This window comes from Limnohabitans sp. 2KL-1 (genome assembly GCF_003063435.1).
GTDB lineage: Bacteria > Pseudomonadota > Gammaproteobacteria > Burkholderiales > Burkholderiaceae_C > Limnohabitans_A.
Window position 1 is genome coordinate 34017 of sequence record NZ_NESL01000004.1, and the last position, 13559, is coordinate 47575.

13 protein-coding genes are annotated in these 13559 nt (G+C 60.2%); all 13 read left to right on the forward strand.

The genetic code is table 11. The features are described from left to right. The first annotated feature begins 34 nt into the window (after positions 1 to 34). Positions 35 to 739, forward strand: a complete 705-nt coding sequence (gene scpB, locus B9Z47_RS10665) for an SMC-Scp complex subunit ScpB (protein ID WP_108331252.1) — start codon at positions 35 to 37, stop codon at positions 737 to 739. Beyond that, complete coding sequence (locus B9Z47_RS10670) at positions 736 to 1941, forward strand: pseudouridine synthase (RefSeq protein WP_108331253.1); 1206 nt, start codon at positions 736 to 738, stop codon at positions 1939 to 1941. The genes scpB and B9Z47_RS10670 overlap by 4 nt, the downstream gene beginning before the upstream one ends. Positions 1942 to 2092: 151 nt before the next feature. Next, on the forward strand, positions 2093 to 2518 hold the full coding sequence (ndk, locus tag B9Z47_RS10675) for a nucleoside-diphosphate kinase (RefSeq protein ID WP_108331254.1): 426 nt from the start codon (positions 2093 to 2095) through the stop codon (positions 2516 to 2518). Between the two features lie 33 nt (positions 2519 to 2551). Continuing rightward, positions 2552 to 3718, forward strand: coding sequence for a 23S rRNA (adenine(2503)-C(2))-methyltransferase RlmN (gene rlmN, locus B9Z47_RS10680; protein WP_108331255.1), 1167 nt, complete (start codon positions 2552 to 2554; stop codon positions 3716 to 3718). Continuing rightward, positions 3696 to 4715, forward strand: coding sequence for a helix-turn-helix domain-containing protein (locus B9Z47_RS10685; protein WP_108331256.1), 1020 nt, complete (start codon positions 3696 to 3698; stop codon positions 4713 to 4715). Before rlmN ends, B9Z47_RS10685 begins: the two co-directional genes overlap by 23 nt. Next, a complete protein-coding gene (gene ispG / locus B9Z47_RS10690) occupies positions 4712 to 6007 on the forward strand; it encodes a flavodoxin-dependent (E)-4-hydroxy-3-methylbut-2-enyl-diphosphate synthase (RefSeq protein ID WP_369912108.1) in 1296 nt (431 codons plus the stop codon). Before B9Z47_RS10685 ends, ispG begins: the two co-directional genes overlap by 4 nt. Beyond that, complete coding sequence (gene hisS / locus B9Z47_RS10695; RefSeq protein ID WP_108331257.1) at positions 6004 to 7344, forward strand: histidine--tRNA ligase; 1341 nt, start codon at positions 6004 to 6006, stop codon at positions 7342 to 7344. The genes ispG and hisS overlap by 4 nt, the downstream gene beginning before the upstream one ends. A gap of 24 nt (positions 7345 to 7368) precedes the next feature. After that, positions 7369 to 8049, forward strand: coding sequence for a tetratricopeptide repeat protein (locus B9Z47_RS10700; protein WP_108331258.1), 681 nt, complete (start codon positions 7369 to 7371; stop codon positions 8047 to 8049). Positions 8050 to 8054: 5 nt separating this feature from the next. Continuing rightward, positions 8055 to 9179 (forward strand): outer membrane protein assembly factor BamB, encoded by a 1125-nt coding sequence (gene bamB, locus B9Z47_RS10705; protein WP_108331441.1) that lies wholly within the window; start codon positions 8055 to 8057, stop codon positions 9177 to 9179. Positions 9180 to 9198: 19 nt separating this feature from the next. Continuing rightward, positions 9199 to 10539, forward strand: coding sequence for a ribosome biogenesis GTPase Der (gene der / locus B9Z47_RS10710; protein ID WP_108331259.1), 1341 nt, complete (start codon positions 9199 to 9201; stop codon positions 10537 to 10539). A gap of 70 nt (positions 10540 to 10609) precedes the next feature. Then, positions 10610 to 10873: an RNA chaperone Hfq gene (gene hfq / locus B9Z47_RS10715; RefSeq protein ID WP_040506060.1), complete on the forward strand. Its 264-nt coding sequence runs from the start codon at positions 10610 to 10612 to the stop codon at positions 10871 to 10873. A gap of 52 nt (positions 10874 to 10925) precedes the next feature. Next, positions 10926 to 12113 (forward strand): GTPase HflX, encoded by a 1188-nt coding sequence (gene hflX, locus B9Z47_RS10720; RefSeq protein WP_108331442.1) that lies wholly within the window; start codon positions 10926 to 10928, stop codon positions 12111 to 12113. Positions 12114 to 12169: 56 nt separating this feature from the next. Further along, positions 12170 to 13558, forward strand: a complete 1389-nt coding sequence (gene hflK, locus B9Z47_RS10725) for an FtsH protease activity modulator HflK (RefSeq protein ID WP_108331260.1) — start codon at positions 12170 to 12172, stop codon at positions 13556 to 13558. Position 13559: the final 1 nt, after the last annotated feature.

Here is a 13559-nt window from a genome sequence, read left to right on the forward strand (position 1 = left end):
GCCGTGAGGCGTTTTTTTCCGAAAGACCGACACCATGAATACGGCGCAAGCCAAGCGTGTCCTGGAAACGGCCCTGCTGACGGCAGGCCAGCCCTTGTCCTTGCGTGACATGCGCAGTTTGTTTGACGATGCGCTTGGATCAGATACTTTGCGGCAAATGCTGCAGGAGCTGCAGCTGGAGTGGGCCACCAAAGGGCTGGAGCTCACTACAGTTGCCAGTGGTTGGCGCTTTCAAAGTCGTCCGGAATTGCGCCCCTATCTGGACCGCTTGCATCCCGAAAAACCACCCAAATACACCCGCGCCGTGCTGGAAACCCTGGCCATCATTGCCTATCGCCAGCCGGTGACCCGGGGCGACATGGAAGACATCCGCGGTGTGACCATCGGTTCGCAGATCCTCAAGCAACTCGAAGATCGGGGTTGGGTTGAGGTGATTGGCCACCGCGAAACCGTCGGCCGCCCCAGCCTTTTTGCCACCACTCGCCAGTTTCTGGACGATCTGGGGCTGGCTTCTTTGGACCAATTGCCCTTGCTTACGCAGGTTGATTCGCCCATGTCGGCACTGGCCGGCATGCTCGACGACGTGCCGGCCCAGGGCAGCTTGTCGCTGGAAGCAGCCCTGGCCGAGTTGCCTGCTCGCGATGAGCAGGAAATCGAACAAGACATTCCGCCCCATCCCCATCTGCCGGATGTGGACCCCGCAAACTCACACAAGGGTGAAGAACCCCTCAACCCATGACCGATACACCTCAAAACGACCAAGATGCATCTGCGGGCATCTACGCATCCCGAAAAAACGGGATGGTGCCAGCTTCATCTGCCCCCTACAAGGCGATTGCATTGGCGGATGTGGTGTCCGGCCAGTTCGATGACGAAGAGGCCGCCGAGGCGGTGGCGCAAGACCTTGGCAAGCGCGTGCTGGCCCCTCAGATGGACTCGCCCAAGTTGCACAAAGTGCTGGCTCAGGCCGGCATGGGGTCACGCCTGGAGATGGAAAAGCTCATCACCGAAGGCCGCATCGCGGTCAACAACGAACCCGCCCACGTCGGTCAGCGTGTTCAATATGGTGACCAGATCAAGGTCGATGGCAAGCCCATTCGCATTCGCATTGACCCGCCACCTGCCCGTGTGATCGCCTACCACAAGCCGGCCGGTGAAATCGTCAGTCACGACGACCCGCAAAACCGTCCCTCGGTGTTTCGCAAATTGCCGCGCTTGCAAAATGGCAAGTGGCAGTCGGTGGGCCGTCTGGACCTGAACACCGAAGGCCTGCTGCTGTTCACCAGCTCGGGCGAATTGGCCAACCAGCTCATGCACCCGCGCTTTGGCCTGGAGCGAGAGTACGCCGTGCGCGTGTTGGGTGCTTTGAGCAAGGACGAAAAGCAAAAACTGCTGGATGGCGTGATGCTGGACGATGGTCCGGCCCAGTTTGGCTCGATCGAGGACGGTGGTGGCGAGGGCTCCAACTGTTGGTACCGCGTCACGATTTCCGAAGGCCGCAACCGCGAAGTCCGTCGCATGATGGAGGCTGTGGGCCACGCCGTCAGCCGCCTGATCCGCATACGCTACGGTGCCATGGTGCTGCCGCACGGCCTGCGCCGCGGCGCTTGGCTGGAGCTGGACGAAGCCGACATCCGCTCGCTGATGCGTGCAGCGGGCTCCGCCGAGCGCCCGCGTCCCGTCACAGACCATCCCGCACGCACCAACCGCAACGACCGTCGTCCCCGCACTGGCGGACAGGGCAGGGCGGGTTCGGCCGTGCCGCGTGCCAAACCCGCCGCCAAACCCAACCAGGCCCCTGGAGGTTCAGGCCTGCACGCCAAGTCAGATGCCCCGAAAACCGAGGCCAAATACATCGGCGCAGAAAGTTTCAACCGTCTGAAAAAAGCCCCGGGTGGCCCGGGACGTGGCGGTCGAGGCGGCGCAGGTCGCAGCCGTTGAGTGCGTGTGCAGGCCGTCCCGCGGATGGTCTGCCTTACACCCCTTGCTCGCGAGGTCATTCCAGGCCTTGTGGTTGTCTCGCTCAGGTTAGAATAGTGGGCTTTGCCGCAGGGCAAAAATGCTTTAAAACACCCTCGTTACAGGAAATACCATGGCCATCGAACGCACACTCTCCATCATCAAACCCGACGCTGTCGCCAAAAACGTGATCGGTCAGATCTACGCCCGCTTCGAAGCTGCTGGCCTGAAAGTGGTCGCCGCCAAGATGGCTCACCTGTCGCGCGGCGAAGCCGAGCAGTTTTACGCAGTGCACAAAGAGCGTCCTTTCTTCAAGGATCTGGTTGATTTCATGATCTCCGGCCCCGTGATGATTCAAGCCCTGCAAGGCGAGAACGCCATCGCCAAGAACCGTGACCTGATGGGCGCTACCGACCCCAAGAAAGCCGCTGCTGGCACCATCCGTGCTGACTTCGCTGACAGCATCGATGCCAACGCTGTGCACGGCTCTGACGCTCCTGAAACTGCTGCCGCTGAAGTTGCCTTCTTCTTCCCCGGCATGAACGTTTACGCACGCTGATCGCGTCGCGGCTCCAGCGCGACCTTGAACACCATGACGGCCAACCTTCTCGAATTTGACCTGGAAGGTCTGGCCGTTTTTTGTGACGGTCTGGGCGAAAAGCGCTTCCGAGCCACCCAATTGTTCCGCTGGATTCACCAGCGGGGCGCTTCTGATTTCGATCAGATGAGCGATCTGGCCAAGTCCTTGCGCCAAAAGCTCAAATCTCACGCGCACGTTTCGGCGCTGTCCGTGATCAGTCAACACATCTCGGCCGACGGCACCATCAAGTGGCTGTTCGATGTGGGCGATGGCAACGCCATCGAATCCGTGTTCATTCCCGAAGACGACCGGGGCACCTTGTGCGTGTCTTCGCAGGCCGGTTGCGCTGTGGGCTGCCGTTTTTGCTCTACCGGTCATCAGGGCTTCAGTCGCAACCTCACCACCGGCGAAATCCTCGCCCAGCTGTGGTTTGCCGAGCACTTTTTGCGCAAGCACCTGAACACCGAGGAGCGCGTCATCTCCAACGTGGTGATGATGGGCATGGGCGAGCCGCTGCAAAACTATTCGGCATTGGTGCCTGCCTTGCGCGCCATGCTCGATGACCATGGCTATGGCCTGTCGCGTCGCCGCGTCACGGTGTCCACCTCGGGTGTGGTGCCCATGATCGAGCGGCTGTCGGCCGACTGCCCGGTGGCTTTGGCGGTGTCTTTGCACGCCCCCAATGACGCTTTGCGCGACAACCTGGTGCCGCTCAACCGCAAATACCCGCTGGATGAGCTGATGCAAGCCTGCATCGGCTATCTGGCCCATGCGCCACGCGACTTCATCACCTTTGAATACTGCATGCTCGATGGCGTCAATGACCAGCCCGAGCACGCCAGTCAGCTGATTGATCTGGTGCAACGGCATGCCCGTCAGGGTTTGCGTTGCAAGTTCAACCTGATTCCTTTCAATCCTTTCCCGGCTTCGGGCTTGCTGCGATCGCCCCATGCCCGTGTGCAGGCCTTTGCCAAGCAATTGCAGGATGCCGGCCTCGTGACCACCGTGCGCAAGACCCGTGGTGACGACATTGACGCCGCTTGCGGTCAGTTGGCCGGTGATGTGAAAGACCGAACGCAAGTGCAATCCCGCATGGCCCAGCAACGCAGCATTGCACTGGTGCCTGTGTCTTCCGTGTCCTACCCAGAGCCTCGTCATGACCGCAACAAACCAGAATGATCAACCTGTCTCCATGACGGAAAGCGCCGATGCCGCAGCCAAGCCGCAGACCGCTGGTCAGTTGTTGCGGGAAGCCCGCCTGAAGGCGGGCGTTCACCTGGCGGTTTTGTCGGTGACTTTGAAGGTGCCCGTGCGCCAGCTGGAGGCTTTGGAAGCTGACCGGCTGGATCTTGCCAAAGGCGCTGTGTTTTTGCGTGGGTTGGCCTCCAGCGTGTGTCGGCATTTGAATGCCGATCCGGCACCGGTTCTGGCCCTGTTGCCGCAACCCAGCGGGCAACTCGAGCCGTACCACACTGCAGCTGGACCGTCCATGCCCGAGCGGACGCTGAAAATCAGTGGCCCGAGTTTGCGGCGGTTTCAGTCCTCGCGGGTGTTTTGGGGGGCTGCCTCCATGCTGTTATTGATCGGGGCACTGGTCTGGATGCCCGCGCCTGCCCAATGGTCATGGCTGGACGCTGCCAAAGCCAGGATGTCCGAGCTGACCACGCCGTCCGTGGTGGTGCCCACACCGCCTGCGGCCGTGGCCACGTTGGCGACCGATACGTTGATGCCTCCGCCTGCAGCCCAGGTACCTCCTCCTTCGGATGAGACGGTGATTGGCGCGCCGATGAGCCCTGTGGTGAGTCTGGCTCAGAGTCCTGTCGCGACCATGCCCGTCGTGTCTGCCTCGGCCGCGCAGACGCCCAAGACCACGGCCCCTGTGGCGGTGCCAACGGCACCTGGCGCGGCAGCGGCTTCGTCAATGGCTTCTGGGCAGGTTTCTGACTGGGTTTTTACCGCCAAGGACGACAGCTGGCTTGAAATGCGCAACGCGCAAAAAGCCGTGGTCTGGATGGGGGTGCTCAAGGCCGGTGAAACCAGCAAAATCCAGAGTCCCTTGCCTGTCAGTGTGGTGATTGGCCGCGCCCAGGCGGTCAACGTGACTTTACGGGGGCAGCCTTTTGACCTCAAGCCCCACACGCAGGTGACTGTTGCCCGTTTTGAAGTGAAGGAATGACCATGTCATTTGACGCTGCTCCCACGCCCATGTCCGCGATTGCCATCGCCAGACCTGCCGTCCGAACCAGCCGCCAGTCCAAAGTGGTCTGGGGTTCGCGCGTGGTCACCGTGGGCGGTGGCGCACCCGTGCGCGTGCAGTCCATGACCAACACCGACACGGTGGACGTGATCGGCACCGCCATCCAGGTCAAGGAACTGGCGATTGCTGGCTCCGAGATGGTGCGCATCACCGTGAACACGCCTGAAGCCGCTGAGGCCGTGCCGCACATCCGCGACCAGCTCGACAAAATGGGCATCGATGTGCCCTTGATCGGCGACTTCCATTACAACGGCCACCGCCTGCTGACCGATTACCCGGCATGCGCCGAAGCGCTGTCCAAATACCGCATCAACCCCGGCAATGTGGGCAAGGGCGACAAACGCGATGTTCAGTTCGGTCAGATGATCGAAGCGGCCATGCGTTTTGACAAAGCGATTCGCATCGGCGTGAACTGGGGCAGCCTCGATCAAGAGCTGCTGGCCGAGCTGATGGACACCAACAGCCAGCGTGCCCAGCCTTGGGAAGCGCGGCAGGTCATGTACGAAGCCTTGATCACCTCGGCCATCAGCTCTGCGCAACGCGCCGAAGCCATGGGCATGAACGGCGCGCAAATCGCCTTGTCGTGCAAGGTGTCGGGCGTGCAGGATCTGATTTCTGTCTACCGCGAGTTGGGACGCCGCTGCGATTACCCGCTGCACCTGGGCCTGACCGAAGCGGGCATGGGCACCAAGGGCACAGTGGCCTCCGCCACGGCCTTGTCCATCTTGCTGCAAGAAGGCATTGGCGACACCATCCGTGTCTCGCTCACCCCCCAGCCGGGCGAAGCGCGCACGCAAGAGGTGGTGATCGCCTCCGAAATTTTGCAGTCGCTGGGCTTGCGCATTTTTGTGCCCAGCGTGACGGCTTGCCCCGGCTGCGGCCGCACGACCAGCAGCACCTTTCAGGAGCTGGCCAAACAGATCGATGACTTTTTGCGTGCCCAGATGCCGGTCTGGCGCGTGCGCTACCCCGGGGTGGAAAACCTCAAAGTGGCGGTGATGGGCTGCATCGTGAACGGCCCCGGCGAGAGCAAGCATGCCGACATCGGCATCAGCTTGCCTGGCACGGGCGAAGCGCCTGCGGCCCCGGTCTTCATCGACGGCGAAAAGCGCCTGACCTTGCGCGGCGAAGGCATTGCGCAAGAGTTTCAGGTGCTGGTTGAAAACTACATTGAGAACCGTTTTGGTTCCGGATCTGCTGAGAAAAAATGAGCGAGTCTCTGAAAGAAAACGCCCCCCTGAAAGCCGACAAGGTCGCCAAGCCCCAGAAGCTGGTCGGCGTCAAGGGCATGAACGACATCCTGCCGCCTGACTCCGCCCGTTGGGAATGGCTGGAGGGCCAGGTGCGCTCTTTGATGGCGCGTTACGCCTACCGCAACGTGCGCTTGCCCATCGTCGAGCCTACGGCGCTGTTTGTGCGCGGCTTGGGCGAGGTGACCGACATCGTCGAAAAAGAGATGTACTCCTTTGAAGACCGCTTGAATGGCGAGCAACTGACCCTGCGCCCCGAAGGCACGGCCGGTCTGGTGCGCGCTGTGGTCGAGCACAACCTGCTGTACGAAGGCGGCAAGCGCCTGTACTACATGGGACCGATGTTCCGCCACGAGCGGCCGCAGCGCGGCCGCTACCGCCAGTTCCACCAGATCGGTGCCGAGGTGCTGGGTTTTGGCGGGGCTGAGGTCGACGCCGAACTGATTTTGTTGGCCAACGACCTGTGGAAAGTGCTGGGTCTCAAGGATGTGCGCCTGGAACTCAACAGCCTGGGCCAGCCTGCCGAGCGTCAGGCCCACCGCGCCGCGCTGATTGCCCACCTGGAAAAACACAGCGATGTGCTGGACGAAGAAGCCAAGCGCCGCCTGCACAGCAACCCGCTGCGCATTCTGGACACCAAGAACCCGGCCATGCAAAGCGTGGTCGAGGCCGCCCCCCGATTGCTCGACTTTCTGGGGGAGGCGTCTTTGGCGCACTTCAATGCGGTCAAGGCCATTCTGGATGCCAACGGCGTGGCCTACAGCATCAACCCGCGTCTGGTGCGGGGCATGGACTACTACAACCTCACGGTGTTCGAGTTCATCACCACCAGCCTGGGCTCGCAGGGCACCATTTGCGGCGGGGGCCGGTATGACTACCTGATTGAGCAAATTGGCGGCAAGCCATCGCCCGCCGTAGGCTGGGCGCTGGGGGTGGAGCGCGTGCTCGAACTCATCAAGGAGCAGGGCGAGGCTTTGCCCGATCTGACCCCCGATGTGTACGCCATCATTCCCGAAACCGCTGCTTTGCCGGTGGCCATGCAGGTGCTGCAGACCTTGCGCGCCTGTGGCGTGTCGGCGCAAATGCACGCTGGCAGCGGAGAAGGCATGGGCAGCATGAAGTCCCAGTTCAAAAAGGCCGATGGCTCGGGTGCCCGTTTTGCCCTGGTTTTCGGGGCCGAAGAACTGGCTCAGGGGCTGGTGGCCATCAAGTCACTGCGCGACGGCGAAGGTGCCCAGCGCACCGCGTCTTTGAGCACCGTGGCCGACTGGGCCCACAGCCTACAATCCACGCTTTGAAGCGACCACAGCAGTAAACACACCATGGCGAATGCACTCGATCTTGAAGAACAAGAACAACTTGACCAACTCAAGCATTTCTGGAAAAGGTATGGCAACCTGATTTTGTGGGCCTTGATTGCCGTATTGGGCAGTTACGCGGCCTGGAATGGTTACCACTATTGGCAACGTGATCAGGCGGGCAAGGCTGCGGTTTTGTTTGACGAAGTCGAGCGTGCCGTGGGCTCTGGAGACATCGCCCGGGTAGAGCGCAGTTTTTCTGACATGAAAGACAAATTCGGTGGCACGCATTACGCTCACCAGGCCGGTTTGTTGGCCGCCAAGAGCTTGCAGGCTCAAGGCAAGGCCGATGCCGCCCGCGCAGCACTGAAGTGGGTGGCCGATGGTGCGTCGGATGCCGCTTACCGTGACATTGCGCGCTTGCGCTTGTCGGCCTTGCTGCTCGATGCCGGTTCGAACGATGACGCGTTGGCTCAACTGGCGTTGCCCTTTACGCCAGCCATGGCCGGATTGGCCGCCGATTTGCGAGGTGATGTGCTACAGGCCAAAGGACAAAAAACCGAAGCCGTTGCAGCGTACCAAACGGCATGGCAACAACTGACCGACAGCGCGGATTACCGCCGAGTGGTTGAAGCCAAACTCAATGCCTTGGGTGTGGATCCTCAAGCCACAGCTTCCGATGCCACGACTGGAAATACCAAGTGAATTCCTTGTTCCTACCCACCTGGACCCGTTGGTTGACCATTGCCAGCCTCGGGGTGTTGTCGGCTTGCTCCAGCGCGCCGGAAAAACCCCAACCTGCGCCTTTGCCTGCGCTGAGTGGGGCGTTCAAGGTGCAAAAGGTTTGGTCGAATCAGGTGGGCGTGGTTAATACGCCCCTCTTCGCTTCGGTGCATGGCCAGCAGCTGGCGGTCGCCTCCACCTCGGGTCAGCTGGCTTTGTTGGATGCGTCCAGCGGGCGCGATGTCTGGCGTCTGAATTTGGGTGCACCCATTCAGGCTGGCGTGGGCGGTGATGGCCAGCGTTTTGCCGTGGTCACACAAAACAACGAATTGGTGGCTGTCGAGTCGGGCCGAGTGATCTGGCGCCAGGCATTGTCCGCTTTGTCTTACACGCCGCCGCTGGTGGCCGGTGAGCGGGTGTTCGTGCTGACTGGTGATCGGGCTGTGACTGCTTTTGATGGGGCAACAGGCCAAAAACTCTGGACGCAACAGCGCCCTGGTGACCCACTGGTGTTGCGCCAAGCAGGTTTGCTGATGCCCGTGGGCGATCAATTGCTGGTGGGCTGGGGTGGGCGGCTGGTGGCACTGAACCCGCTGACGGGTGCCGTTCGCTGGGAGACCCTGATCGGCACCACCCGGGGGACCAATGAAGTTGAACGCTTGGTCGATTTGGTGGCCGGAGTCAGTCGCTCGGGCAACTCGGTTTGCGTGCGTGCTTTTCAGGCCTCGGTGGCCTGTCTGGATGGTCTCAACGGCCGGGTGGCCTGGAGCCGTTCAGCCCAGGGGCATCAGGGGTTGGACGGCGACGGACAAACCTTGTGGGGCGTCGAGTCGGACAGCAAGGTGTTGGCTTGGCAACGTGCCACAGGCGCGCCCCTTTGGACTCAAGATGCCTTGCGTTTTCGGGGTTTGAGCCTGCCGTTGGCTTGGAGTCGCACGTTGGTGGTGGGCGACCAGGACGGTTGGGTGCATTTCCTGTCGCCTTCGGATGGCCAAGCCTTGCAACGTATCTCGACCGATGGCAGTGCCATCACGGGCAAACCGGTGGCCGCTGGCCAAACTTTGGTGGTGGTGACACGCACCGGGGGCGTCTTCGGATTTCGCCCTGAATGATGGATCGGAAAATTTTTAAGTGAAACCTGTACTGGCCCTCGTTGGCCGCCCCAATGTGGGCAAATCCACGCTGTTCAACCGCCTCACCAAGAGCCGGGACGCCATCGTGGCCGACTTTGCTGGCTTGACCCGTGACCGCCATTACGGCAATGGCAAGCAAGGTCGTCAAGAATTCATCGTGATCGATACGGGGGGGTTTGAGCCCGACGCCAGCAGCGGCATCTACAAAGAGATGGCCAAGCAAACGCAGCAAGCGGTGGCTGAGGCCGATGTGGTCATTTTTGTCGTCGATGCCCGGGGCGGCCTGTCCGCCCAGGACCATGACATCGCCAAATACTTGCGCAAGATCGGCAAGCCCTGCCTGCTGGTGGCCAACAAGGCCGAAGGCATGCTCGAAGGCATTCAGCTGACCGAGTTTTATGAGCTGGGTCTGGGTGAGGTGATAGCCATCTCGGCAGCCCATGGCCAAGGCACGCGCGGACTGGTGGAGCTGGCTTTCGAGTTGCTCAACCTGCCCGACGAACCGGAAGAGACCGAGGAAGACCCTTCGGTCATCAAGTTGGCTGTGGCCGGGCGTCCCAACGTGGGCAAGTCCACCTTGATCAACACCTGGCTGGGTGAAGAGCGACTGGTCGCTTTTGACATGCCGGGCACCACGCGTGATGCGATTTCGGTGCCCTTTGAGCGCCAAGGCCAGAAGTTCGAACTGATCGATACCGCCGGTTTGCGCCGCAAGGGCAAAGTGTTTGAAGCCATTGAGAAGTTCTCGGTCGTCAAAACCCTGCAGGCCATCGAGTCGGCCAACGTGGTCTTGCTTTTGCTCGATGCCGAGCAGGGCGTGACCGATCAAGATGCCCACATTGCGGGCTACGCTCTTGAAAGTGGCCGCGCCATGGTGTTGGCCATTAACAAGTGGGATGCGATCGAAGAATACCAGCGCCAGTTGGTTCAGCGATCGATTGAAAACCGCTTGCCGTTTTTGAGCTTTGCCAACATGCACTTCATTTCGGCCAAAAAACGCCAGGGATTGGGCCCTGTCTGGGCTTCTATCGTCCAGGCCCACAAATCGGCCATGTGCAAGATGAGCACCCCGATTCTGACGCGCTTGTTGCTCGAAGCCGTGCAGTTCCAAAGCCCACAGCGCGGCGGCATGTTCCGCCCCAAGATGCGCTATGCCCACCAGGGGGGCATGAACCCGCCGGTCATCGTGATCCACGGCAATTCGCTGGAGCACGTCACCGACACTTACAAGCGTTTTCTGGAAGGCCGCTTTCGCAAAGCCTTCAATTTGTCGGGCACGCCCTTGCGCATTGAGATGAAAACATCCACCAACCCGTATGCCGACAAGGAATCCAGTTGATATTTGAGGAAATCGGTTTCTATCAAATCTCAGCACCTTGCCCTGTGGTAAGGTCACGGCTTCAAAACTTCTGAACACGGAGAATATCGTGAGCAACAAAGGTCAACTTTTGCAAGACCCCTTCCTGAACGCACTGCGCAAAGAGCATGTGCCTGTCTCGATTTATCTGGTGAACGGCATCAAGCTGCAAGGCCAGATCGAATCCTTCGACCAATACGTGGTTCTCTTGCGCAACACCGTGACCCAAATGGTCTACAAGCACGCTATTTCGACCATCGTTCCCGGTCGTTCTGTGACTTTCAGCACACCCGAAACGGGTGAAATCACCGCTTGATGCGGTTTTTTTCGAACGGCGGGTTCAAGCCCGTCGCTGCAGGTTGCTGACATTGTCTGAAACATCTTCCAACAAGCCCGCGCCGACCTTATTGGTCGGCGTTGACTTTGGGCTGCCGCATTTCGATGGCGAACTTCAGGAGCTGGGGCTGCTGGCCGAATCGGGTGGGTTGAAGCCTGTGGCCCGCCTGACCTGCAAACGCAAAGCACCCGATCCGGCGCTTTTTGTGGGCAGCGGCAAAGCCGACGAAATCAAGGAACTGGCTCTGATGCACGGGGCTGTCGAGGTCTTGTTTGACCAAGCCCTGAGCCCGGCGCAGCAGCGCAATCTGGAGCGGCACATCGGCTTGCCGGTGAACGACCGCACTTTGCTGATCCTGGAAATTTTTGGTCAGCGTGCACGCAGCCACGAGGGCAAGCTGCAGGTTGAGCTGGCCCGTCAGCAGTACCTGAGCACCCGCTTGGTGCGCCGCTGGTCGCACCTGGAACGGCAAAGCGGAGGCATCGGCATGCGCGGTGGCCCGGGCGAGACGCAAATCGAGCTGGACCGCCGGATGATCAACGATTCGATCAAGCGCATCAAGGAACGCCTGGTCAAGGTCAAAAAACAGCGCAACACCCAGCGCCGCCAACGCGAGCGGCGCGACACCTTCAATATTTCGCTGGTGGGCTATACCAACGCGGGCAAATCGACGTTGTTCAATGCGTTGGTGAAGGCCCGCGCTTATGCTGCCGACCAGCTCTTTGCCACTTTGGACACGACCACGCGCCAGTTGTACTTGGGCGAAGCAGGGCGTTCGGTGTCCTTGTCTGACACGGTGGGTTTCATTCGTGATTTGCCACACGGTCTGGTGGAGGCCTTTCAGGCGACATTGCAAGAAGCGACCGAGGCCGATTTGCTGCTGCATGTGGTCGATGCATCCAACCCGGATTTTCCTGAGCAGATGGCCGAAGTGCAAAAAGTGCTGGCTGAAATTGGCGCCGATACGGTTCCTCAGTTGCTGGTGTTCAACAAGCTCGATGCGATGGACGCCGAACGCTATCCTTTGCAGATGCAGGATCAGTACGAGCTTGACGGTCTCGCCACACCCCGCGTGTTTTTGAGTGCACAAACCGGCCAAGGTCTGGACCTGTTGCGTTCGGCACTGTCGGATATCGTCAAAGCGGCCATGCCGCTTGTGGCTCCAGACGCCGCAGATCCCCGTGACTTGGCCCGGGAATATCCTGGTGATCTGCATTGAAGTTCAACCGAATTCGGCACAATGCAGATTCGTCATTCTGACAAAGACACTTCACTATGAATTTTCAACTGCCAGCCCTCAGATGGTCCTTGCTTCCTGCAAAGATCCGAGGCATGTTCAATCTGAATGACCCACGTTGGGGTCGGGACGACGACAAATCTGCATCTGACTCGGGCAACAAGCCTGCAGGAGATGCGCCGCCAGGTTCCAAGCCGGATGCTTGGCAACAACCGCCCGGGCGCGGTTCACAGCAACAACAAAACGGCCCACCCGATCTGGATGAACTGTGGCGTGATTTCAACCGCAAGTTGGGCCAGATCTTTGGCGGCAAAGGTGGCCAACAAAAGCCCCCGGTTTCTGGCGGCCCGGGCGGCGGTTCTGGAGGACCCGGTATCCCTGTTTTCTTCAAAAATCTGGGTGTGGGTGTGATCTTGGCCGCTGCCTTGCTGGTTTGGCTGGGCACGGGCTTTTTCATCGTGCAAGAAGGTCAGCAGGCGGTCATCACGCAGTTCGGCAAGTACCACTCCACAGTGGGGGCGGGTTTCAACTGGCGCATGCCTTACCCCATTCAGCGCCATGAATTGGTCTTTGTGACCCAGATCCGCTCGGTGGATATTGGGCGCGACACCATCATCAAGGCCACGGGTCTGCGTGAATCGGCCATGCTGACCGAAGACGAGAACATTGTTGAGATCAAATTCGCGGTGCAGTATCGCCTGAATGACGCGCGTGCTTACCTGTTTGAAAGCCGCAACCCGACAGAAGCCGTGGTGCAGTCTGCCGAAACAGCGGTGCGCGAGGTGGTGGGCAAAATGAAGATGGACTCGGCCCTGGCTGAAGAACGTGACCAGATTGCGCCCCGTGTGCGTGAAAAAATGCAGACCATCCTGGACCGTTACAAAGTCGGCATTGAAGTGGTCAGCATCAACTTGCAACAAGGCGGCGTGCGTCCGCCTGAGCAGGTGCAAGCCGCTTTTGACGATGTGCTCAAGGCCGGTCAGGAGCGAGAGCGCGCCAAGAACGAGGCGCAGGCTTATGCCAACGATGTGATTCCGCGCGCCGTGGGTGCCGCAGCCCGTCTGAAGGAAGAGGCCGATGCTTACCGCGAGCGGATTGTGGCGCAGGCCGAAGGCGATGCGCAGCGGTTCAAGACCATCCTGCCCGAATACCAAAAGGCCCCACAAGTCATGCGTGACCGCATGTACACCGATGCCATGCAGCAAATTTACAGCAGTGTGACCAAAGTCTTGGTGGACAGCAAACAGGGGTCGAACCTGCTGTACTTGCCGCTGGACAAAATCATGCAACAGGTGACTGCGGTGGCACCTCCGGCCGTGGACACGCCAAGCGCAAGTTCAACAGCCAACACCAACGGCGCCAACACCGGTGCCGTCGACACACGCTCACGCGACCTGCAGCGTTCGCGTGATCGCGACCCACGATAAG

Coding starts and splice junctions, on each gene's coding strand:
- scpB (WP_108331252.1), top strand. CDS start 35: ATGAATACGGCGCAAGCCAAGCGTGTCCTGGAAACGGCCCTGCTGACG.
- B9Z47_RS10670 (WP_108331253.1), top strand. CDS start 736: ATGACCGATACACCTCAAAACGACCAAGATGCATCTGCGGGCATCTAC.
- ndk (WP_108331254.1), top strand. CDS start 2,093: ATGGCCATCGAACGCACACTCTCCATCATCAAACCCGACGCTGTCGCC.
- rlmN (WP_108331255.1), top strand. CDS start 2,552: ATGACGGCCAACCTTCTCGAATTTGACCTGGAAGGTCTGGCCGTTTTT.
- B9Z47_RS10685 (WP_108331256.1), top strand. CDS start 3,696: ATGACCGCAACAAACCAGAATGATCAACCTGTCTCCATGACGGAAAGC.
- ispG (WP_369912108.1), top strand. CDS start 4,712: ATGACCATGTCATTTGACGCTGCTCCCACGCCCATGTCCGCGATTGCC.
- hisS (WP_108331257.1), top strand. CDS start 6,004: ATGAGCGAGTCTCTGAAAGAAAACGCCCCCCTGAAAGCCGACAAGGTC.
- B9Z47_RS10700 (WP_108331258.1), top strand. CDS start 7,369: ATGGCGAATGCACTCGATCTTGAAGAACAAGAACAACTTGACCAACTC.
- hflK (WP_108331260.1), top strand. CDS start 12,170: ATGAATTTTCAACTGCCAGCCCTCAGATGGTCCTTGCTTCCTGCAAAG.